This is a genomic window from Terriglobus sp. TAA 43 (assembly GCF_000800015.1).
Classification (GTDB): Bacteria; Acidobacteriota; Terriglobia; order Terriglobales; family Acidobacteriaceae; genus Terriglobus.
In genome coordinates this window covers 1,973,990-1,996,688 of sequence record NZ_JUGR01000001.1, presented here as the reverse complement: position 1 = coordinate 1,996,688, position 22,699 = coordinate 1,973,990, and the positions used below count along the sequence as shown (strand labels likewise).

Genomic DNA, 22,699 nt, shown 5'->3' with positions numbered 1-22,699 from the left:
TCAGTGTAGTCTTCCGTCGTTCAGAAAAGTGGTGTCAGGTTGTGCCGTGAAGGCGGGATGATGGCTCGATACAGCGTAATTTTAGGATGCCTTGTTACAGGGGCAGTGGTTGCACAGCAGGCAGCAACACCGCCGCCTCAGCCATTGCGCAGCCGCATGTGGATCTATCGCATGAATGACCACAAGACACACCAAGTCTTTCAGGCGGACGCGGTGTGGGAGGCTCCCACATGGTCGCCGGATGGAAAATTCCTGATTGCAAACTCAGGCGGCACGATCTATCGGATGGATCCGCAGCCCGATGGATCTTTGAAGCCACAACGCCTACAGATTCCTTCGGAATATCGCTGTAACAACGACAAGGGCTTTTCGCCGGACGGCAAATTGTTTGTGTTTTCTGCTACGAAAGCTCCCGCAAAGGGATCGAACGTATATCTCGCAAATGCAGACGGCACAAACATCCGTCCGTTAACGACGGAATGGAACAGCTACTTTCACGGTTTCACCCCGGACGGCAACACGATTGTCTTCGTTGCGCAACGCAATGGCACAAAGCAATTTGATCTATATAGCCTTCGGCTCAATAGTGGTTCGGAGGTGAGACTGACAACAGACGAACGCCGCGATGACGGACCGGACGTTACACCGGATGGCCGCACGATCTATTTCAACAGCGAGCGAACTGGGCAGCAATCAATCTGGCGCATGCCTGTTACGGGCGCGGGCCAAGCAGATGAACGCGCTGAGAAGATGATTGCCGATGGCAATGAGGACTGGTTCCCGCATCCATCGCCCAACGGAAAGATGCTGGTTTACATTGCCTACCCGAAGGGAACAGCCACGCACGATCCTCGCACGGTACAGGTGCAGATCATGGGAGTGCCATTGCACAAAGGAACACCAGCATCGGCTCCTAAGCCGTTAGTCACGGCGATCGGTGGGCAGGGAACGATCAATGTAAATTCGTGGTCGCCGGATTCTCATTCGTTTGCCTACGTGACTTACGAACCTATCCCCTGAACGCTACAGCACACACGAAAAAAGAGGCGCTCCCGAAGGAGCGCCTCTTTTTCTATGGATGATTGATTACTGTGCACTAGCGGAAGCAGCCGTTGAGGCAGTGGCAGGGCTGCGTTTGATAACGACATTACTATGATCTTTTGCTTCAAAGTCGTTGTAGAAGGTGCGGAGTTCCTTGTACTTATCATTCGGGAAATAGATATCGCCCATAATGAAGTCGCGCCGCAGTGTGATGGTGTTCGCTTTCTGCTGCGAGGTGAGAGTATAAGCTGCCAGCTTTTCAAACGAGGTTACCTGGTTGACAGGAGCGGAATCTACGGCCCAGCCGGCGGGAAGCGTATAGCGTACGGCATCCTGGCTCAGCTCCGAGTAAGGAAAATAGACGGCTTGATCGCGCTTTTCATGCGGGAAGCGCGGATTGTTATTGTTCTCAAACAATACGCTGGGCAGCATCACACGTGATCCAACACTGTTGCCGATGCGGCCACTTACAGTGGCTTCTACCTTCAGCGGGAGCTCGCCGTTAGTAAGGTTTCCAATCGATGCCACGTTCACTTCAGAGCCACTTGGCAGCATCGATTCGATTTCTTTCTTCAGTTGATCCTTCAGTTCTGCATCGTCGTTCTTCAATGCAACGTGGCGCCAGCGGAGTGCGGGGCTGCCTTCAAAGGTCAACGTCACCTTTCCGGTCATGTGACCATCGTCTGCAATCGTCAAATCTCCCACGCGCGACGTGTGCGAGTACTTATAAGTGTCACTAGGAGTCATGGTGAACTGCTGCGCTGCGTTTTTATTGTCTTCTCGGATACCGCCGGAAATAGTGTGATCCCATTCCAGGTGGCCAAAGGGGGTGTAACGGCTGCCCGGATCCAGGTAATGGTCCTGGCCGCCATAGTTCACAATCGCGATGGTGTCCGTAAGCTGCGAAATATCCAGCCAGCTCACGTCCAGGATGAGATAGGAGCGGTCTGAGACGAGCATGGCATCTGCCTTCAGCCCAGCAGCACGTGCCAGAGCGACATACGTCATGGCAATCTGGTTTGCAGATCCATGCTTCCGCTTCAGAACATCTTCCGCCGACTTGATCTCTTTCTTTTCTTCTTGCGATGTCCGCTCGCGCGTGTAATCCGTATTCTCGAGCGTCATTACAAAGGCATAGAGCTTTCTTGCCTTATCCTCATCCGTGGTTGCGCCTGTAGTGATCTCGTGTGCAGTGGAAGAAACTGTGCTGTTGCTGCCTGTGAACTTGTTGGTGTCGGAGTTCCAATACTTGATCTCCGTATCCCAGTAATCCTTACCGTTGTAGTAAGGCGTGTAATAGAAGAACACGTGGTAACGCGAAGAGTAGATGGGAGGCATGTACTGCTCGTTCGCAAACGGCATAACGTCGGATGCAGTGACCTCAAACTGAATGCGACCGTTCGGCGTCTTAATCTGCGCTACATCCAACCCTGCGGGAAGTGCCTTGGCCCAGGTCAGACGTTCCGAAATATTCTCGCGGCCACCGCGTGATCGTGTCACAAGCGGATGGTCTGTCGGCTTCCAAAGGTAGTGCTCGCTCTTGATATAGAGGTCGCCCTGCATGATCCACCGCGGTGACGAGAACCAGTTATCGTCACGCCGGATCGAGTAGCGATATTCCAGGATGCTGCCCACCTTAGCGGCTGGCAAGGTGTAAGCGCGTCGGGTGTAGTTATTAATTGCGTCCTTCTCCAGGACCTTGTCCATGCCTTTGCCGGTAAATGGAACGATTGTGCCGTCCGGCTGCACAGTGCGTGCAGAGAACTCGCCAATGGTGTAACCGGACGAATCCGTTTTCTTATTGAAATCAACTTCGATGTCGGCGTACTTCAGACCTTTTTCCGTCAGAACTTTGATGCGCATGTAGTGGTGCTGCACATGCATGTCGTCATCGTCGATCTCTTCCTTGTTCAGCACAATGGCATCGGCGCCCGGAACGTCGGCGAATGAAGTCATCTTCAACTCTTCCGGAGTAGGTGCGGTCCATTGTTGTGCATGGTTGAGCGGTGTGATCGCAAGAGCAAGTGCAGCGGCTGCGATAAGGCGGAACTTCATAACGTGGAACTCCTAAGTGGGTCGTACTGAGAAATTAATTGGCGCGCTTTAATACAGCGCTACTTTGTTCGTCGGCTTGAATGATGCGTGCCAACTTCTGCACATCGGCATAACGCTCGGCAGGCAGGCTTACTTCGCGCACGGTGTACGTGCGGCTGTAATGAATCGCATGGTCCACCACTTTGCTCTCGCTGGTATAGGAGGCAAAGCCGAGGTCTATATGTACCGGTGGCGGCAGTTCATCCACAGAGAAGCCTGCTGGTAACTCGATGGTGAAGTCGTCATGGATGAGGCGCGTCTCCCCAAGATCAATGGGAAGGATGCGTGGCTTCTCATCCACCCGCATTGATTCAGTTCCCAGCACGCGCGGACGGATAGCGAAAAGATTGCCGACAGGCTCTGCAAAGTGGTCTGCCTTGATGGTGTATTGAAGCTGCAGGTTGCGATCCAGCGCCGCAGTGTTCTCCATCTTCATGCCTTCCACGTGGAAAGCTCGAAGATCCCTGGCCAGTGACCGATCCAATGCTTGCTGCTGCGTTTTCTCGTCATTCAGAGAGAGCGCGCGCAGGGTACGTGCAATGTCGCCGCCTTCCTCTTGTGTCACGGTTCCTGAAAGCGTGCCGTCTGCTGCGAGCTGGAAGCTGGCTTTGCGCTGAACGTGATTCTGTTCTGGTTTCAGAATGGGGAGACGGATGGCCTGACTGTCGGCTCCATCCACCAGCAATGCATCGCTGCCCTGGAGTTCATGCTCAAGTTGGCCGAACGGTGTCTTCTCCCATGTGGGATCGAAGATCAGAAAGCGTTTTCCGCTCTTCGCTATGACCACGCTATACATCTCTTTGGGCATGTAATTCGCGGGCAGCTCAATGGCGGCAATCATATGGTTGCCCATAAGCGACGGCGCGTCGCTACTGATCATGCCGCGGTGGGTATCCACCATCACCCATGTGGAGCGCACGCCAACTGCATCCAGCATGGCACTCAAAAGTGTGGCCTTGTCCTTGCAGTCGCCATAGCGCGCTCGGAAAATATCCGCTGCGGGATGCGGCTGATTACCACCGACACCAATTTCAATCGCAACATAGCGAATATCACTCTGCACGAAGTTGGATACCGCAGCCACGCGATCACGGAAGTCGGTTTTGCCGGCGACCAGCTCCTGCGCCTTTGCAGTGATTGCTGGGTCCGGCTTGTTACGGTCCTTGGCCAGCCGCTCGTACCATTCGCCAATGCTCTTCCAATCGCCCGTCATCGCTCCATACGGAGTCGTGACCGGACCCTGGTAGAAGATGTCCATGCGCGGTGCAATGGCGAATTGGTTGGGCGATAGCGGAACGCGGTCGTGCGTTACCAGTGACTCCTGGTTCTCCACCTCCCAAAGCGTCTTTCCATGTTCAGCATCCACGGGCTGGGCCTTGGGTTTGCCTTTCCAGGTGGCTTTGTAGGTGTAACCGTCCGGCAGGTTCAGGGTCAGGCGCTCCCGCAAAATCGGGATGTCCTCCCCTGGTCTCCAGATAATGTCGTTTTCGTAGGGTTGTTCCTGCCGCTCATATTCCATGGCGGCAATGCCACCCACATCCATGGCCGGGGGCGTCAGTCCACGGACGCGGAAATCGCTGTACAGTGCGAATCCGCCATCGGTTGCAAGATCGCTTTGTTCCTTGTCTTTGGGGGCATATTCCTTGCCGTCCGGGCCAATGCTCCAGATGTGCAGATAGTTCAGCTTGTCCCGCGAACTGCGGTAGTAGGCAAACATCTCTGTCTGCTTGCGGCCCTGCGGACGCAGAATTTTCACCACGCGGCGCACATGTTCCACAAGCGAACCATTCGGCGCAACGGTATATGCGACTTCTTCCAGCAGGACGGCGGCGTCGGCTTCTCTCGAAACCTTATCGGTGGAGGTTTGGGCTGCGGTTTTCACCCAGTCCGGAACCTGATCTTTGGCAAACGCGGGAATGCAGCATGCTGCCATCAGCCAGGATGCGGCGACGGCGCGAAGCAGGCTGCCAGGCAGGGCAACGGGCGGCATGGGAAAAGTACCTCAAAATATCTGCCGGACAAAGAATTCACCCGGCAGTGTCAATCAGAAAATCGGGATACAGGAGTAATACGTGACCGCGTGCTAACGTGCAAGCGGTCGGAGGACTGCGAATTCTGCGATTCCCAAAATGGTTCTCCACCCGCCTTCGCTAGAATGAAAGATAGATATGTCGCTCGTTGCCGGTGTTTCTCCTGAGATTCTCGCTAAGTACCAGCCCGTGATCGGGTTGGAGGTCCACGTACAGTTACTGACGCAGACGAAGGCCTTCTGCGGCTGCATCAACAAGTACGGTGGCGACCCCAATACCCACGTCTGCCCCGTATGCCTGGGCTTGCCCGGCGCGCTGCCTGTGTTGAACCGGCAAGCGGTGGAGTTTGCTGTGCTGGCGTCAAAGGCGCTGAACCTCACCATCAACGAAGAAAGCATCTTCGCGCGCAAGAACTACTTCTATCCCGACTCGCCCAAGGGTTACCAGATCTCGCAATTCGATAAGCCAATTGCAGAGAACGGATGGCTGGACGTCAGCGATGGCAAGGGTTGCACACGCCGTATCGGCATCACGCGTCTGCACATGGAAGAGGACGCGGGTAAGAGCATTCACGACGGCTTCGCCGATAGCGCCAACCGCACTTATATCGATCTGAACCGCTGCGGAACGCCGCTGGTGGAGATCGTCAGCGAACCCGACCTTCGCACGCCGGAAGAAGCCTACGAGTACCTCACCAAGCTGAAGGAAATCCTTCTGTACACCGGCGTCTCGGACTGCAACATGGAAGAGGGGTCGCTGCGTTGCGATGCCAACGTCTCCGTCATGCTGAAGGGCGCGCCGGAGTATGGCACCAAGGCTGAAGTGAAGAACGTGAACAGTTTCCGCTTCATCCGCGATGCCATCCATTATGAAATTGAGCGTCAGGTGGAAGTGGTGGAGAGCGGTGCGCGTGTGGTGCAGGAATCGCGCCTGTACAACTCTGCCGAAGGCCGCACGTACTCCATGCGCAGCAAGGAAGCCGCGCATGACTATCGCTATTTCCCTGAACCCGATCTTCCGGCACTGATCGTCGATAGCGCGTGGAAGGAATCCATCCTTAAGAATCTGCCGGAGCTTCCGGAAGCCAAACGTGCGCGGCTGATTGCGGAGTATGACCTCACGGCACAGGACGCAGCAACGTTCGCATCGGACCGCAGCTTCGCCGATACCTTTGAAGCTGCGGCAAAGACGGCAAAGAGCGCGAAGCGTGTTGCGAACCTTTTGCTCGGTGAGTTGATCGGACGTTTGAACGCCGCAGGTCTTGAACTTTCGCAGTCGCCGGTATCGATGAAGGGCATTGTGCAGGCTGCGGATCTTCTGGAAGAAGGCAAGCTTTCTTCCAAGCAGTTGAAGGGTCTCTTCGACATCAGCTTTGAGAAGAACGAAGATTTCGCCACAGTCTACGATCGCGAAAAGCCGGAACAGATCAGCGACACCGGTGCGATTGAAAAGATGATCGACGAAGTGATCGCTGCAAATCCAAAGCAGGTGGAGCAGTACAAGGGCGGCAAGACGACAGTGAGCGCATTCTTCGTTGGACAGGTGATGCGTTTGTCGAAGGGCCAGGCGAATCCCGCACTGCTGAACGAACTCGTGGTGAAGAAGTTGAACGAAGGATAGGAATCGTGGGCCGTTTTGATCCCAGGATCGAAGCCCCCAGAGCTCGAGGTGAGAGATGCGCCAACTGACAAGGCTGGAATTTTGGCTTGGCATCTTTCCATCGCTACTCGCAACAGCGATTGCCCCGGTGTTCTTATCAAATAGCTATGCAGGCGTCATAGCCCACGGCCTTGTTGCTCTTTTGACTTTGCCTGGATTCGTAGTCCTTGAACTGGGCCGACTCGCCTTGAGAATGGGCAGTCTACACGGAGACGGGTGGGATCTCCTTTCCATCCCGTTGTCGATCATGGTCTCCCTCTTGCTGATATGGCCTTTCCCTCAGGTAGACAAGAAACAACGAGAGGTCTAGACGCCAAGAGACCTGGCGCATTTTTCTGGTGCATGTCTATATCGACTTCGCGATGCAAAGGTGCATCGTATAAGTTGCATGCGCGCATGGGACGTTCTACGACTCTCCACTCTCTTGCTTCTCGCTGGATGTGCGACGAAGGCGGATGTTGCGCGGAACATTGCCAACGATCAGGCTGCGTTGCCGCCAAACACAGTTGCGCTTTCGCAGATGATGAGCGAGCTTTCGGCGCAGCCGGGCTTCACGGAACAGCTTCTGGATTATCTGAACAAGGGCGGTAAGAACGGCGCATATCTAACGCCGAAGCTCTTTGACACTCTACGAGAGATGATCCTGGGTAAAGACTGGACCGGGCTGGATCGCTTTCCGGGATGGACGATTCATCACGTCACACAAACGGTAGACATCGGCAGCCGCATGGTCAAGACAGACAACCAGCCCTATGACGTTGCCGCCGGCGTGAACATCGGTCCGTACAACCTGACGCAGCCGCAGACAGAGTCGCTGGATGTTCCCAGCGACCGTCCTGAATTTAAGGCAGACATCACGCCTCTTCTGGCGGGGGTAACGCACGGCGATGGCCCCGATCCGAAGATTGCTCCACTGCATAGTGAAAGCGCACGTCTGGCTGAGGTGATGAATCGGCTGTCGCTAAATAGCTATCGCGATACATCGAACTTCACGGTCACGTTGGATCAGCATACCGCACACACACCGCAGGAATTAGTGCAGGCACTCGTGGCCACAGGCCATACAGTCACGGTGGCTGACGCACGTTACTTCGCAAACTTCGGCCACTTCCACTACAACGGCAAAGACGTCGAGATGCCGTTCTTCCTCGACAGCCTGTTGCTGGTACCACGCGATCATTGGTGGAAACCAAAACGTCGCTTGCTGATCCCCGTTGCACATGCTGAATATGAGTGGCTCATCAGTGGGCCGAAGATCAACGCGAACGTTGCGTTCTACTTCGGTATCGACGGCCGCGCAGAATTTCGTACCAACGACGAACAGAATCAACCCTGGGTGATGGGCCGCCACGCCCATGAATACAACGGCGCGGACGCCGTAGAAGTCACGCGACTAACCGGCAACATGCTGCGAGCCTATGCGTATCTCCATGCGGCGCACGCGCAACTACCCTTCGGTGGCTATTACACGCTCGGCGTCTGCCAGGACGTAGTCAACGCGATTGAATTCAAGATGACAGGGAAGACCACGCTCTTTCCCAGCACTGCGCAAACCGAGTTATTCCGAGATCAGCCCGACGCTGAAATTACGAAGTTGATGGAGGCGGTGCCGAAAGACACAGGTGGTGCACCACCGGATCCTGCGCGTATTTTTGGATCACTCCCGACAACGGACTATGCCACGCTCACCGTTCCCGGCCTGCGCGACGATGTGCAGCGAAGTTACGACGCGTGGCAACACGGAACCCTCTCTCGCCGCGTAGTGCTTACCGGCGAACAGATGACGATCATTGGTATCGTCGCCGCAACAGGATTCGTTTTGTGGGTACTGCGCAGAAGGCGTAGCGCCAAACCATGACGCAGCAAAGTCACCCCGCACGAAATGTAGTACCGCATCAGGGAGAAGTAGTTATGGCAACGAAAAAGGCAAGCAAGAAATCTGCAACGAAGAAATCCCCCGCAAAAAAGACCACGGTGAAGAAGTCATCCGTGAAGAAGTCCGCAACGAAGAAAGCTCCGGCAAAGAAGACGACTGCCAGGAAGGTTGCGGCGAAGAAGACAGTTGCAAAGAAAACGGCTGCCAAAAAGACCACCGCAAAGAAAGCTGCGAAGAAGAGCAGCACTCGTAAGTATTCGCCCGCAGCGGGTAAGCAGGTTGAGCGAGAAATGCGCGAGATGAAGGAGGGCACGTTGAAGAGTGGACGCAGCGGCAAGAAGGTCACCAGCCGCAAGCAGGCCATCGCCATCGGCCTCAGCGAAGCTCGCAAGGCAGGCAAGAAGGTGCCGCCCGCACCGAAGAAGAAGTAGCTCTTCGTTCGAAGTGAAGAAGGCCGCAGGCATTTGCCCGCGGCCTTCTGTTATCTGTCGTAAGTTAGTTACTTCGTCGTGCTGCTGGTCGATGCAGTGCTCGGTGCCGCAGTGGAAGTGGTGCTGCTGCTCGACGAGGAAGAATCCGACGAGGACGTAGTGCTTGCTGCAGCGCTTTTATCCCCACCAGATTTTGTTCCACCCTTCGACGACGAGTACAGGTCGGCATACCAGCCGCCGCCTTTGAACTGCACCGCAGGTGCGGATAACAGCTTTTCCAGCTTGCCGGCGCAATGCGGGCATTCGGTCAATTCCGGATCAGAGAACTTCTGCCGCTTTTCCAGCGTGCGGCCGCAGTTCTGGCATTGGTATTCGTACAGTGGCATCGGTGGTCTCCTTTCCTGAAATGCCTTACGAGAGTTCTACGGTGCGAACGCTGGCAATCGCGTCCACCTTGCGCAGGGCCTGGAGCAACTCCGCCACCTTCTCCGGCGTAGCCTCAATCTGCACCACAGCCATGGCCTGTCCCTGCGGCACGCGCTGCGAACGAACGCTCTTGCCCAGTGCGAAGTTGGCAATGTTCACGCCGTGCTCGCCAATCACAGTGCCGATGCGGCCGATCACGCCCGGCACGTCGTGGTTGCGGAAGACAAGCAGCGTGCCCGTGAGCGGCGCTTCAATGTCAATGCCATCCAGCGACAGAAGACGCGGAGCATTGCCATGCAGCACGGTAGCAGAAGCAGACGCATCGCCTTCAGCCGAGTGCAGCGTCAGTTTCAGCACGGAACCCGCACCACCACTGGCAAATTCCTTCTTATCTTCCTGCACGCGGATGCCGCGATCGTTGGCAACAGCGGTCGCGTTGATGGTGTTCACATCGGAATCGCTCAACACTCCGCTGATAACCGCATTACGAATCAGGTCGGTCTTACCAGTGGCGATGCGACCGGAATAGGCAATGTCCATGTTCTCCAGGTTGCCGGGTGTCGCAAGACCAAGGAAGGTGCCCAGGCGCTGCGCCAGGTCAATGTACGGTGCCACTTCGACGTACTCCTCACGCGAAAGCGACGGCACGTTGACCGCATTCTGCACCACGCCATCCTTCAGGTAAGCGCTCACCTGTTCTGCAAGCTGGATGCCGATAGCCTCCTGTGCTTCGTCCGTCGATCCACCCAGATGCGGCGTCAGAATGATGTTGTCGATACCGAAGTACGGCGATTCCTTAAGCGGCTCCTGCCGGAAGACGTCCAGCGCAGCGCCGCCAACAGTACCAGTCGTCAGACCCTCTGCCAGCGCGTCATCCACAATCAGTTCACCGCGGGCGCAGTTCACAATGCGGATGCCCTTCTTCATGATCGCGATGGAGTGCTTGTTGATCAGGCCTTCCGTCTGCGGGGTCAGACCCACGTGCAGTGTCAGGTAGTCGCTGCCCTTGAAGATGGTGTCAATGTCAACGAGCGTTACACCGTTTTCGCGTGCAATCACCGGAGCAACAAACGGGTCATAGCCAATCAGGTCCATGCCGAAAGAGCGTGCACGGCGAGCGACTTCCAGGCCAATGCGACCCAGGCCCACAATGCCCAGCGTCTTGCCGCGCAGTTCGGTGCCCTGTAGCGACTTCTTCTCCCACTTGCCGTTGTGCAGCGCGGCGTTTGCCTTGGGGATCTGGCGCGCCATGGTGATCATCAGGCCCAGCGTCAGCTCGGCGACCGCCACGGCGTTTGCGCCCGGCGTGTTCATCACCACAATGCCGCGCTTGGTTGCAGCGTCCGCATCAATGTTGTCCACACCCACACCGGCGCGACCAATCACACGCAGCTTCGGCGCATGCTCCAGCAACTCCGCCGTCACCTGTACAGCAGAGCGGACAACCAGCGCATCAGCATCGGCCAGTTCAGCTTCCAGGTTGGTGATCTTGTCTGCGGTGACTACCTTCCAGCTTGGTTCCTGCTGGAAGACGGCAAGGGTGGCGGGCGAAACCTTCTCGGCAAGTACGATCTTCATCGCTGCAATATTTTCCTTCTTGGATGACGGAACGGGTGCAAGAACACGGCGGAAATCGCCGGTCCGGAATGAAACAGGTCCCCTCTTATTGTAGCCAACCGTTCCGTCTTGTCCGCAGAAGGCACATTTAGTGCTGCGCAGCCGCCACCGGGACGCTGCTGCCGGTCAGCGCTTCCCGCAAAAACTGCTCAAAGAATCCAATCGCACGGTACAGGCGCGATTTCACTGTCGGCATGTGAATGCCGGTCTTTTCGGCAATTTCACGCATCGTCAGGTCTTCATAAAAGTGCATCTGCAACACTTCGCGGTGGATGGGTTGCAGCCGGTCCATCGTGGCATGCAGCAGGCAGGCCTGTTCGGCCAGCCGAAAGGCTTCCAACGGAGACAAATCAGCAGCCGGCGGGTCGAATGCGGCCGAACCTTCCTCGTCGGGATGCATCATCTCGTCCAGCGAAACCGTGCTGCGGCGGCGGAAATGATCCAGCGCGCGATTGCGTGCCACCGTAAACAGCCACGCATCAAAGTCGCCGCGGTCGTCATACAGATGGCCGCGTTCCAGCACGCGGATCCACGTTTCCTGAAACAGGTCTTCGGCCAGATCCGTGCGTCCGGTCAGGCTGCAAAGGTAGCGCAAAAGGCGGTGTTGGTAACGGTTGATCAATTCCTGCAGCAGGTCCGGATCTTGGCGGCGGAGCCCGGCGGAAATGCGGCGGCGTTCGGTAAGAATTTCGGCGGGGGAAAGTACAGTTTCCGTTTGGGCCATGGCGAAGCAACTCCGGTACTTCGATTTTTCAATAGTACGACAATCGAAGTATCCCGGTTCCGTATTAATTTGGAAAATTTTGTGTCATTACGGCATCGAACCTTTCCAAGCGGGGAGAACTACGCTTATGCTGAGCCAAGAGATGTCGCGCACGCCGAAAACACCGCCCGTTGAAGACAAAACTCCCATGGAGTTCCTGATTGCCCTGTACGGTATGTTTCGGCAGATGTCGATGGCGCCCGGTTCGCGTTCACTGCAAAAGATCAAGACCACGCCGCAGGAAGGCCGCGCTCTCGGCTGGCTTAACCAGCACGGGCCTGCGCTCATGTCCGAGCTGGCAGACTTTATGGACATCCCACTCAGCACTGCCACCAGCCTCGTGAACCGCCTTGTGGAAAAGAAGCAGGTTGTGCGCCAGCGCTCGGAGGAAGATCGCCGCATTGTGCGTGTTCACCTCACACCTGCAGGCCAGCGACTCAGCCAGCGCATGCTGGAAGTCCATCTGGAAGCCAGCAAATTGCTGCTGGAGAAGCTTGGCCGCGACGACCAGCAAACCCTGATCACTCTGCTGCGCAAGGCGGGCTATAACCCTCCTGCAAAGGACGTTTGTTAGTCTCCTCTTTGAGGGACAACGAACGATGTCTGAGACAACAACCGCATTGGAAACACCCCTACCAACGCGCGATCTTTCGCATAACCCCAAGCGTTACCTGGTTTTAGGTGCCACCAGTGGCATCGCAGAAGCCACCTGCCGCATCTGGGCCGCAGAGGGAGCCAACATCTTCCTCGTAGGCCGTTCTGAGGAGAAACTGCGCGCCATGGCGGGCGATCTCCGCGTCCGTGGTGCGGCCTTTGTCGATATTGCCGCCACCGACCTGGATCGTCTTGAAGATCATCCCGGCCTGCTTGCCCACGCCATCACCCAACTCGGCGGCCTGGACGTGGCCTATCTCGCCTTTGGCATCCTGGGAGACCAGCCCAAAGCAGAAACGGACGTGGCCCACGCCGAACAGATTCTGCACACCAACCTCACAGCCCCGGTAAGCATGCTCACATGGCTGGCAAACTTCTGCCTGAAGCAGGGCCGCGGAACGCTGGCAGTGCTGTCGTCTGTGGCAGGTGACCGTGGCCGTAAGAGCAACTACGTCTACGGCGCGTCAAAAGCTGGCCTGACAGCTTTCGTCGACGGCCTCCGCAACCGCATCGACCGCGATGGCGTAGGGGTGCTCACCATCAAGCCCGGCCCTGTGAAAACCGCGATGACGGCAGGCATGCCCGGCAGCGAAAAGTTCGCAGATGTAAATGCCGTAGCAAAGGACATCGCCAATGCGATCGCCAAGGGCGAAGGCGGTGTCATGTACGTCCCCGCCAAGTGGCGTCCCATCATGGCTGTCGTCCGCGCCATCCCGGACTCCGTTTTCAAAAAGCTGAACCTCTGATCACCCAATCCTCAACAAAAAGAAAAAGGGATGCGATCAACTCGCATCCCTTTTCGTTTGTCATCACGCCGACTGCGTCGAGAACGGGGAAGTTAAAGCACTCGCGAGTGCCGATAGCCACCCTCGGTCAACGCATTCAGCAGTTCTTCCACCTGATCGCGTCCGCGCGTTTCCATGGTGATGTCAATGGTCGTATCACCCAAATTCACTCCATAGTAAGCGCGGTTATAGAGCGTATCCACAATATTGACGCCATGTTTCGCAATCAGCGTGGTCAGGTCCTGCAACGCACCAGCGCGGTCAAGCAGGTGAATGCGCAGCCGGATCAAACGTCCATCCTGCACCAAACCGCGTTCAATTATGCGGCTCAGCAATGTGACGTCGATGTTGCCGCCGCACACCAAAACCGCAGTCTTTGCATTCTTCAGCGAAGTCCGTTTTTGCAGCAGCGCAGCAAGAGCAGTAGCACCGGCGCCCTCTGCGAGCGTCTTCTCACGTTCCAGCAGAACAAGGATTGCCGCAGCAATTTCGTCTTCATCTACCGTGACAATTTCATCGACATACTTCTGCACCAGCGGTAGCGTGATGTCGCCGCTGCGACGCACGGCAATGCCGTCGCCGATAGTCGTCGCAGCATCAATCGTGACAGGATGCCCCGCTTCCACAGCAGCCTTCATGCTGGGCAGCCGCGAGGTCTGCACACCCACCACGCGGATGTTCGGGTTGCGCGACTTCACCGCGCAGGCAATGCCGCCGATCAGACCGCCGCCGCCAATGGGGACGACCACGGCTTCCAGCCCATCCACCTGCTCCAGCAGCTCCAGGCCAATGGTGCCCTGACCAGCGATGACCTCCGCATCATCGAAAGGATGAATGAACGTAAGCCCCTCGGCATCGCACAGCCTGCGCGCTTCCGCGTACGCGGCGTCGTAGTTCGGCCCATGCAGAATCACGTTTGCGCCAAAGCGGCGAGTCGCATTCACCTTCACCATCGGTGTCGGCTCGGGCATCACAATGGTCGACTTAATTCCGCGACGTGTCGCGTGATAAGCCACGCCCTGCGCATGGTTTCCAGCGGATGCCGCAATCACGCCGCGCCCAGCCTGTTCCGGTGTCAGCAGGCTAATTCGGTTCAGCGCGCCGCGTTCTTTAAACGCGCCGGTCATCTGCAGGTTCTCCAGCTTCAGGTGAACTTGCTGCCCGGTCAGTTCTGTCAGCGTGTGCGAGAAGGCACACGGCGTATAGTACACGGCGTCGCGCACGCGCTCGCGCGCTGCCTCCACGTCGGCAAGTGTAATGGCGAGTTCAGTTTTTACGGATGGCATGTGCGTCTACCTTCTAGGGTAAATCGCCTACGCAGACAGGGGGAACCTAAACAGGACCATGTTTCAGCATGGGGCGGTCATGCAGGCTGTTCAGGCGAGGCTGGAGGTGGTCCACAGCCAGATTCAGAATCCGGTGCAGTTCTTCCATCTCAGAGAGCTGAATTCCGCCCCACATCTCCCTGCTAATGATGGTCCACAGCTCCATGCCGCGCTCCAACACGCCTCGCCCCTTCGCTGTCAGCGTGGTGGTCAGGATGCGACGGTTCTGCGGAGAAGGGGAGCGCTTGATCCATCCTTCGCGTTCAGCCCGCGCTACCAGGGTCTGCATGCTCTGCGGCGTGACAAAACAAGCGCGTGACAGTTCCGCGGACGAGAGCTCCGCGGTCTCCTCCAGCGTCTTCAGCATGCGCAACTGTGCCAGCGTAATGCCATCGGGCTCCAGTTCCGCCTCCAGCAGCAGGCGCCCTGTGCTGACCAGCCGCTTCATCGCAAGCGAAATGCGGAGTGCCGCTTCATCCCGAATTTCCTGCTTCGATTTCCGCATCCGTATCAGGTCCCTGATACTCTATATATCAGTAACCTGATATGGCTGCAACGACCACAACTCATCACGAAGCTGTCTGGAAGCCGAAGCACAACCCGTGGCTCGTGGCCATGACCGTTACCATCGCCACGTTTATGGAAGTGCTGGATACCTCCATTGCAAACGTCGCGTTGCCACATATTGCGGGCTCCGTAGGCGCCTCGCAGGATGAAGCCACCTGGGTGCTTACCAGCTACCTGGTTGCGTCGGCCGTCATCCTTCCTATCTCCGGATGGATCTCCAATCGCATCGGGCGCAAGCGTTTTTACATGATGTGCGTCGTGATGTTTACGGCGTGCTCGCTGCTGTGCGGTCTCGCGCCCACGCTGCCGTTCCTTATCGTCGCGCGTATCCTTCAGGGACTTGGCGGCGGCGGTCTCGCTCCCAGTGAGCAGGCCATCCTGGCCGATACCTTCCCCATTGAAAAGCGCGGCCAGGCCTTTGCCATGTATGGCGCTGCCGTCGTCGTCGCGCCTGCCATCGGCCCCACACTGGGCGGATGGCTCACCGACAACTACAACTGGCACTGGATCTTCTTCATCAACCTGCCCTTCGGCCTGCTGTCGCTGTATCTGTCGAACCGCATGGTCGAGGACCCACCGGAACTGGTGGAGCGCACCAAGCGCAAAGACCCCGTCGACTTCATCGGTCTTATCAGCGTCGCACTCGGCGTGGGCCTGCTGGAATTCACACTGGACAAGGGACAGGAGAAGGACTGGTTCGGCTCCGGTGAGATTCAACTCACCGCGGCGCTCGCCGTCATTATCCTCATCTTCTTCGTCTTCTGGGAGTGGAACCACCCCGACCCCATCGTGGACTTGAAGCTGTTGAAGAACCGTAACTTCGGCACTGCCGTCTTCCTGCAATTGGTGCTCGGCATGGTTTTGTTCGGATCGACGGTGCTGATCCCGCAGTATCTGCAAACGATGCTTGGCTACACTGCGGAGCTCGCAGGTAAAGTGCTAAGTCCAGCCGGTCTGGTCATGATGGTCATGATGGCCGTCGCAGGCAAAACACTGGGCAAGGGAGATCCGCGCCTCACCGTAATGCTTGGCTATCTCGCGGTCGCTGCAGGTTTGTATAACCTCACACGGCTCGATCTGTACTCGTCTTTCGGAACAGTAACGCTGTGGCGCATGCTGCAGGTCATCGGCCTGCCGTTTATCTTTATTCCCATCTCCACGCTGAATTACGTGGGTGTGCCGCGCGAGAAGAGCAACCAGATTTCGTCGCTCTCCAACTTCGCTCGAAACATCGGTGGATCGGCGGGCACGGCGCTGCTCACCACGTATCTGGCGCGTTCTGCGCAGGTGCACATGAGCAACCTCGGCGCGAACATCACAGCAGGCAGTTACGCATTGCAGGCATACGTCAGCCGCTTTGCCGCAGCCACGCACACAACCTACGCGCAGGCACAATCCATGGCCATGGCATCGGCCTACGGACAGATGGCGCAGCAGGCCACCATGATCGCGTACAAGAACGCCTTCGCTATGCTCGCGTGGGTGGTCATGGCTCTGTCACCGCTGGTGTGGTTGATGCGACTGCCACCCAAGAATGCCAAGGTCGATCCGGAACAGATGGCCGGTCACTAAACCTTCTGGCAAACGGAAAAGAGAAGGGGCGCGGAGAATATCCGCCCCCCTTTCGAATGCTGTCATTTTTCTTTGCCCTCAGAATCAGGTCGGAAACGGTCTAGGGCATCATCAGCATAGGTTCTTCAGACGCGGGCATTTCCACTGAACTGCGTTTCTTGCCATCAGATACCATCGTCAGCGTCTGTTCCTTACGATCGCGCACAATCACCATGGTGATGGGCTTGCCTTTGCCGTCATGCAACGCGCGTGTCCAGTCCTTCTCGGTATTCACGCGGTTCCCATTCATGCGTGTGATCACATCGCCCGCATGAAGGCCCGCAGCAGCAGCAGGGCTGTTGCCTTCTACGGCATGCACCAACAAACCATTGCCATCCTTCACGCCAAAGTAATCCGCAAGCTGTGCGCCCATCGTGTCCACCGTAGCGCCGGTGTAAACAGGCAACAGCGGCAACAGATGGCTTGACATGAACGAATGACCAAACACGCCGCTACTCTTCGGCGCTGCCGGTGGAGGAGCGGGTTCTGCGGAAGCCGTACTCTCGTCGGGATTCGGAACAGTCCAGCGTTGCAACCGTGCCTGCTTATCCACTTCTTCACGAGTAGAGAGCGTGGCCGACAAGGAACGCTCCATGCCATCGCGCCACACGGTAAGCGAAATCGTTCTACCGGATGGCATATCGTGCAGCAGCTTCCGCAGTTGCTCTTCGCCTTCCACGGTCGTTCCGTTCATGCTTAGAACAACGTCGTGCTCACGCAAGCCAGCCTTGCCGGCAGGCCCGTCATGATCCACCATCACGATCTCAGCGCCACGTTTGTCTCTCAGATGTTGCGAGTTGTACGTGGAGTCCGAAACATCATGAAACATGATGCCCAGGTAGCCCTGCACAGGTGTGCTGTGTCCGCCAGCTCCCGCACCATACATCGGTGGCGGTTCCAGGGAACACACCAGCACTTCCTGCGCATGCGCAACCGGTACCGCCAGCAACGTGAGGGAGATCGCGGCCGCAGCCAGGTTATTGAATGCCATCGATATTCCCCAGCGCTTGCATGGATGCATTGCGGATGTAGGGGTTATCGTCCTGTGTGGAAACCGTGTGCAGCACCTGCCGTACGCTGGTGTCGCCTTCCACCGGCTCCAGCATCGCAATGGCGCGTGTACGCACATCGGCATTGGAATCGTGCATCAGGCTTTCCAGCACAGCATCGCGTACGCGCAGGTCTTCACCAATGAAACGCTGCAAACCTTCCAGGGCACGCAGGCGAACCGTCGCGCTCTTGTCATAACGCAGGCTTACCAGCAGCGCATCGCGAACGCCCGTGCGGTCGCCATCGCCATGTTCACAGTGATGTCCTGCAACGCATTCTTTTGCCAGCAGGTCGACGCTGGTTTCGCGCACATCGTTGTTCAGGCCCTTCTGCGCCGCCAGCGTCAGTAACTGACGCACCTGCGGATCATCCAGACGGCCCTGCATGGTCATGGGAACAACGCGGTTATAACGAACTTCCACGCGGTCAGCATCAGGCAAGGGAAGAATGCCGCTGATATTGCTCACAGCGCCTTCCGTGTCGTTCATGGAGACCACGGCGGGCTGGGGAATCGGGGTGCTGGCCAATTGATAACGCGTGAGCAGGTTGCCGCTCAAAAATCCAACACCCACCAGCAGCGTCGCCAGTGCGGGCGCGGCATAAAGATGCTGCCACGTACCCACCAGGGTGTTTCGCAGACGCATTCGCCAGGTGCTCTGGCTGGCTTCGTCCAGCGCTTCATCCAGTCGCAGACGGCTCGCAGCCAGCAGGTTCGCGGGAACCTCCGGTCGAGTCTGTTCGGAAAGAATGGCGGTCAACTCGGCCATGGCATCCGCCTCGGCCTGGCAATCGCTACAGTTCCGCAGATGCAGCTGAAGCTCCGCGTGATCCTCTTCCGGGATCTCGTCGTAAGCCAGCAGAATCAGTTGATCTTTTACCTCATCGCACTTCATGACGCTGTGTTCCTTGTGTATGGCTTCCTGAAAGTTGTTGCTTTTGCGGCGGCGGGTCGTAACGTTTCGAAAACGCTATCGCCTGTCGTCTGATTTGCCCCCGGCTTTGCCGGTGGGGTGTTGCTGCGTCGTACTGGGGGAACGTCTTGATGCGTTCTTGGTGCTTTATGCGTCTGCCAGATTGGCGCGCAATTTACGCGTTGCTCGAAAGAGTGTGTTCTTCGCCGTCTCTTCCGTGGTCTGCAGCATCTCGCCAATGGCGCGAAGCTTCAGACCCTGGTAGTGCTTCAGTTCAAACACCGTCCGCTCGCGCGGTGTCAGTTGGTCCAGCGCTTCCTGAATGCGCCGGTTCAAAGTCTTGCGTCGCAGTTCCAGGTCCGGATTGGCCCCGGCGCGGTCGTCGCTCACGCTGCTCATCAGGTCAATCGTGTCGCCCGAACTGTCGGTGACGATGCTCGGATCTTCGCGGCGGCTCTTACGCCGACGCAGCGCGTCCAGGCAAAGGTTCGTCACAATCCGGTAGAGCCACGTATAAAACGAGCACTCAAACCGAAAATTCTGCAGATGCCGGTATGCCTTCAGGAACGCTTCCTGATGCACGTCCTGCGCATCTTGTTCATTTCCAAGCATATGCAGCGCCAGGCGCAATACCGCGCCATCGTACCGCCGCACAAGCTGGTCAAACGCACCGCGCTGGCCCTTTTGGGCCTGCCGGATCAGCTCGTCATCTTCCAGACGTTGCTGCGCCCGCGCTTCCATCTGCGCTGGTGTCAGCGCCGCTCGCCCTGCCCGACCTGCCGCTACTTTCGCCACTGCTGGCGATTCTACCGCGACCACGCCCGGCGCGAACGCACCGCCTGCATTGAAAACACTTCCTACGGCCGGGTCGTTCAAAGTGCCCGCCGCCAAACCACTGCCAACAATCTGTGTACCCATCGTGCGCTGACTCCGGAAGCCAGAAGATCCGATCTTGTTGTGATAGACCCGGCAATCGCAAAAAGGTTAGTTCCAGTCCGTACCTCAGCACATCAGAAGAAAAATCAGGAACCTCACCACCATCCCAAACGTATCCGCGAGCTATGAAACGAATCCTCCCTGCAGCAGTTGCACTTCTGATATTCGGTGTTTCCGGTGGTCAAGGATTCGCGCAGCAGTACAAAGGGCCCGTGATTGACGCCCACGCCCACATCCGTTTTAGCGACGGCGACGCGGTAAAAGTGGATCAGCCCATCGGCACGGAAAAACTGCTGCAACTGGATTCGCAGGCCGGCATCCGGCAAAGCGCCCTGATCGTGATCGCGTCCAAAGGCCAGCCGGAACAGACCCGCGCCAACAATGACAAGGTATTAGCGGTAGCGGCTGCTTCGCAGGGACGTTTCTACGCCGTCCCGTCGGTGCACCCACTGGATGGCGAAGCCGCCCTGGAAGAACTGCGTCGCCTTGCAAAACTTGGTGTTCGCGAGATCAAACTCCACCCCAACTCCCAGAACTTCGACGTCTCCGATCCAGCAGTCGGAACAGTAGTCGAGGAATGCGGCAAGCTGAATATCGCCATCCTCTTCGACTCCTACAAACCATGGGACCCCAGCCAGCCGGGCAAATTCCTGCTCCTGGCCGTGCAGCATCCGCAGACGCACATCGTGCTGGCGCACATGTTTTTCTCAGAGTTTCGCGAAGCGCTCACCTTCGCGCAGATGAGCAAACTAGGCATGGCGGCAAACGTCTCGTTCGATCTGTCCGCCATCGCCGTCGCTTATCAAGGCTCGCCCGTCGTGCCGGAACTCGTCTGGACAATCCGAAAGATAGGCACTGATCACTTCCTCTTCGGCTCCGATTGGCCAGTCGACAACCCCGGCGATGCGCTCAAAGCCGTCCGCTCCATGGGCTTCACCGCGCAGGAAGAACAATCCATCCTGCACGACAACGCCGCCAAACTATTCGGATTGAAATAGCGAGAAAAGTTCAGTTCGGAGAAGGCCGCGTCACCTGGTCAATCACCATGACCGGAACCGGCGCGGATTTTGGCACAAGCCGGAATCCCAACGGCTGCACAGCGCGTAGAAATGCTGTTGTCTTTTCGCCGCTATCCGCGCTGTCCAACGCAGCAGACGGCAACACCATGCTGAAATCGAATGCCCCGCCCAGCCCCGTCTCGTCCACAACCTGCCGACCCTCAATGAAGTTCATCAGGATATCCACAAACTCCGGCATGGTTTCGTACGTGAAACGGACTTGGGTCGTATCGCCGCCGGGGTCCTGCTTTAGCGAAATGCCATAGCTGTTTAGGCCCGGATTGCTTTTGTTCAGTCCGGGATGTGGGGCGGCCAACGTGAGCGCATACACGGGAAAGGCTTGCTGCACCGTATGAAAGCGGAAGCCGAATCGTTCCGCCAGCAGCTTCTTAACCATGGTGCGGTACTGATCCACGTTCGGCTGGCCAGGAGTATCCGGCTTGGCCGTGATGTCGAACTTCTCCTCGTCCATCCACGCCGGTGCACCAGAAATCTGTCGCGCCCGCACCTGAAACGCAAACTTCACAAGATCGGACAGGGAAGCATTGTGCGCACCGAAATCCCGCGTCCGAATGTCATAGCGATGCCCCTTCGTTCCAGGCGCACTCGGACGAATGCTCGCCACCTCAAACGCCGGATCGGCTGTCCTCGCCATCGCGGCAACAGCCGCGCCGCCATGCTGCCAAGCCTGTTCCGGCGCCGTTCGCATCAGCGTCAGGGAATAGCTCTTTTGGTCCTGCATCCACGCGCCGACCAGCGATTGTCCATCTGCTGACAGCTTGCCGTGAAACGAAACACCGACAACATCAGACTCCGCCGCCAATTCACCGGCATGCAGCTTCACGGAAGAGAATGCGATACCGGCCGGCTCGCGATCCACCCACTGAAACGTACCCCTTGGTGCACCTTCTACAGGCAGGTCCAACCGAAGCACCAAACGGGCGTCATGGTCCACAGGCAGCGTACCTTGCCACACCCCATTCGGTGTTTGTGCCTGCAGCGCCTCAGTCAGCAGACTAAGAAGCAGAAGGCAGATGCCGAACCAACGGTGCGGAAATGTCAAAAGGGCGTCCTCTCGGGTGCTGTCACCAGAAAAGACGCCCTCTACGCGTTTTCGCTCAGAAAAAATGAAAGAGTTTCGCGTAACTACTTCTTCGCGTACTTCTTTGTATCCACCGACTTGTTGTAGCGAATGTTTGTGTAGAACGCGGTACGCGTATCGCCCTCAGGCGTGTACGAAAGCTGCTTCAGCGAAATACCACGCGTCGTGTCGATCCAGATCGTCACATGCGTGAACATGTTCGCCACTGACGGATCCTTCGGCACCAGATCCAACTTCACAGTCGAGACGTTGTCCACTGTCTCTGTGCCCTGCTGCGTAATAGTCCACTGCTTTTCGAGGTCCTTGCCGCTACCGCCAAAACCCAGCGTGATAAAGCTCTCCACGCGCGCCTTGTCCTGCCCCGCATTCAGCGGCGTGTCCTTTTTAGCGATCACGTCGTACATGTCGCCCTTGCCATTCGCAAAGTGGAGATACTTTGTAGGCGGCGTACCCTGTTTCGAGGTCAACGTCGCACCATACTCTGTGGAACTGCCCTTACGGATCACGTACACCGAGCCAAACTGCGACGTCGTCTCGCGCACTACCTTCTCAAACTGATCCCAACGCAGATCCGCCTCGGCGCTCTGAAACTTCGCGGAGGCCGCATCCAGATCGCGCAATGTCTTATCCAGTGCCGGATCGGTGGCCGCGTGTGCGGCGGTGAAGGTGCTCAGAACAATGGCGGCTGTGGCGGTTGTGCGTGCGAAAAAAGTCATCTTGCTCCTGTGGCCCTCAAACCAATTCATTAGACACAGGTTTGAGC

At 57.2% G+C, this 22,699-nt stretch carries 20 protein-coding genes; 8 read left to right on the top strand and 12 right to left on the bottom strand.

Annotation, left to right across the window (positions count from 1 at the left end):
* The first annotated feature begins 105 nt into the window (after window positions 1-105).
* Window positions 106-1,020: a PD40 domain-containing protein gene (locus M504_RS08495; protein ID WP_198137555.1), complete on the top strand. Its 915-nt coding sequence runs from the start codon at window positions 106-108 to the stop codon at window positions 1,018-1,020.
* 66 nt (window positions 1,021-1,086) lie between these two features.
* Here the strand turns inward: M504_RS08495 and M504_RS08490 are convergent, their stop codons facing one another.
* Window positions 1,087-3,096 (bottom strand): DUF3857 and transglutaminase domain-containing protein, encoded by a 2,010-nt coding sequence (locus tag M504_RS08490; RefSeq protein WP_047490145.1) that lies wholly within the window; start codon window positions 3,094-3,096, stop codon window positions 1,087-1,089.
* A gap of 34 nt (window positions 3,097-3,130) precedes the next feature.
* A complete protein-coding gene (locus M504_RS08485; RefSeq protein ID WP_052200536.1) occupies window positions 3,131-5,125 on the bottom strand; it encodes a DUF3857 and transglutaminase domain-containing protein in 1,995 nt (664 codons plus the stop codon).
* A gap of 178 nt (window positions 5,126-5,303) precedes the next feature.
* On the opposite strand from M504_RS08485, the gene gatB reads away from it, so the two are divergent.
* From gatB to M504_RS21210, 3 genes are all read left to right on the top strand, one after another.
* Window positions 5,304-6,785, top strand: a complete 1,482-nt coding sequence (gene gatB, locus M504_RS08480; protein ID WP_047490142.1) for an Asp-tRNA(Asn)/Glu-tRNA(Gln) amidotransferase subunit GatB — start codon at window positions 5,304-5,306, stop codon at window positions 6,783-6,785.
* Window positions 6,786-7,212: 427 nt separating this feature from the next.
* Complete coding sequence (locus M504_RS08470) at window positions 7,213-8,682, top strand: hypothetical protein (RefSeq protein WP_047490136.1); 1,470 nt, start codon at window positions 7,213-7,215, stop codon at window positions 8,680-8,682.
* Between the two features lie 53 nt (window positions 8,683-8,735).
* Window positions 8,736-9,131: a DUF6496 domain-containing protein gene (locus M504_RS21210; RefSeq protein ID WP_232296210.1), complete on the top strand. Its 396-nt coding sequence runs from the start codon at window positions 8,736-8,738 to the stop codon at window positions 9,129-9,131.
* Window positions 9,132-9,199: 68 nt separating this feature from the next.
* On the opposite strand, the gene M504_RS08455 is transcribed toward M504_RS21210, so the two are convergent.
* The 3 genes from M504_RS08455 to M504_RS08445 form a co-directional block, all read right to left on the bottom strand.
* Window positions 9,200-9,517 carry an FmdB family zinc ribbon protein gene (locus M504_RS08455; protein ID WP_047490133.1) on the bottom strand — a complete coding sequence of 106 codons (318 nt, stop codon included), beginning with the start codon at window positions 9,515-9,517 and terminating at the stop codon, window positions 9,200-9,202.
* A 25-nt stretch (window positions 9,518-9,542) separates the two neighbouring features.
* Window positions 9,543-11,135, bottom strand: coding sequence for a phosphoglycerate dehydrogenase (serA, locus tag M504_RS08450; RefSeq protein ID WP_047490130.1), 1,593 nt, complete (start codon window positions 11,133-11,135; stop codon window positions 9,543-9,545).
* A 127-nt stretch (window positions 11,136-11,262) separates the two neighbouring features.
* Entirely contained in the window at window positions 11,263-11,898 is a 636-nt protein-coding gene (locus tag M504_RS08445) for an RNA polymerase sigma factor (protein ID WP_047490128.1), read from the bottom strand.
* Window positions 11,899-12,025: 127 nt separating this feature from the next.
* On the opposite strand from M504_RS08445, the gene M504_RS08440 reads away from it, so the two are divergent.
* Entirely contained in the window at window positions 12,026-12,511 is a 486-nt protein-coding gene (locus M504_RS08440; RefSeq protein WP_047490125.1) for a MarR family winged helix-turn-helix transcriptional regulator, read from the top strand.
* A gap of 25 nt (window positions 12,512-12,536) precedes the next feature.
* The gene (locus M504_RS08435) at window positions 12,537-13,337 is read left to right on the top strand and encodes an SDR family oxidoreductase (protein WP_047490122.1); all 801 of its coding nucleotides are present in this window, start codon (window positions 12,537-12,539) and stop codon (window positions 13,335-13,337) included.
* Between the two features lie 92 nt (window positions 13,338-13,429).
* On the opposite strand, the gene M504_RS08430 is transcribed toward M504_RS08435, so the two are convergent.
* Together M504_RS08430 and M504_RS21205 are read right to left on the bottom strand one after the other, a co-directional pair.
* Entirely contained in the window at window positions 13,430-14,662 is a 1,233-nt protein-coding gene (locus M504_RS08430) for a threonine ammonia-lyase (RefSeq protein ID WP_047490118.1), read from the bottom strand.
* Window positions 14,663-14,708: 46 nt separating this feature from the next.
* Entirely contained in the window at window positions 14,709-15,206 is a 498-nt protein-coding gene (locus M504_RS21205; RefSeq protein ID WP_052200535.1) for a MarR family winged helix-turn-helix transcriptional regulator, read from the bottom strand.
* 41 nt (window positions 15,207-15,247) lie between these two features.
* Between M504_RS21205 and M504_RS08420 the strand changes: the two genes are divergently transcribed.
* Complete coding sequence (locus M504_RS08420; protein ID WP_047490114.1) at window positions 15,248-16,840, top strand: DHA2 family efflux MFS transporter permease subunit; 1,593 nt, start codon at window positions 15,248-15,250, stop codon at window positions 16,838-16,840.
* 100 nt (window positions 16,841-16,940) lie between these two features.
* On the opposite strand, the gene M504_RS08415 is transcribed toward M504_RS08420, so the two are convergent.
* From M504_RS08415 to M504_RS08405, 3 genes are all read right to left on the bottom strand, one after another.
* Window positions 16,941-17,870 (bottom strand): PDZ domain-containing protein, encoded by a 930-nt coding sequence (locus M504_RS08415; protein WP_047490112.1) that lies wholly within the window; start codon window positions 17,868-17,870, stop codon window positions 16,941-16,943.
* Window positions 17,857-18,822 (bottom strand): anti-sigma factor, encoded by a 966-nt coding sequence (locus M504_RS08410; RefSeq protein WP_047490110.1) that lies wholly within the window; start codon window positions 18,820-18,822, stop codon window positions 17,857-17,859. The genes M504_RS08415 and M504_RS08410 overlap by 14 nt, the downstream gene beginning before the upstream one ends.
* A 165-nt stretch (window positions 18,823-18,987) precedes the next feature.
* On the bottom strand, window positions 18,988-19,758 hold the full coding sequence (locus M504_RS08405; RefSeq protein ID WP_047490107.1) for an RNA polymerase sigma factor: 771 nt from the start codon (window positions 19,756-19,758) through the stop codon (window positions 18,988-18,990).
* Window positions 19,759-19,988: 230 nt separating this feature from the next.
* Here M504_RS08405 and M504_RS08400 point away from each other — a divergent pair, with 230 nt between their 5' ends.
* Complete coding sequence (locus M504_RS08400) at window positions 19,989-20,774, top strand: amidohydrolase family protein (protein WP_198137554.1); 786 nt, start codon at window positions 19,989-19,991, stop codon at window positions 20,772-20,774.
* Between the two features lie 10 nt (window positions 20,775-20,784).
* On the opposite strand, the gene M504_RS08395 is transcribed toward M504_RS08400, so the two are convergent.
* Together M504_RS08395 and M504_RS08390 are read right to left on the bottom strand one after the other, a co-directional pair.
* On the bottom strand, window positions 20,785-21,897 hold the full coding sequence (locus M504_RS08395) for a TIGR03435 family protein (RefSeq protein WP_047490100.1): 1,113 nt from the start codon (window positions 21,895-21,897) through the stop codon (window positions 20,785-20,787).
* Between the two features lie 83 nt (window positions 21,898-21,980).
* The gene (locus M504_RS08390) at window positions 21,981-22,652 is read right to left on the bottom strand and encodes a hypothetical protein (RefSeq protein WP_047490099.1); all 672 of its coding nucleotides are present in this window, start codon (window positions 22,650-22,652) and stop codon (window positions 21,981-21,983) included.
* Window positions 22,653-22,699 lie beyond the last annotated feature (47 nt).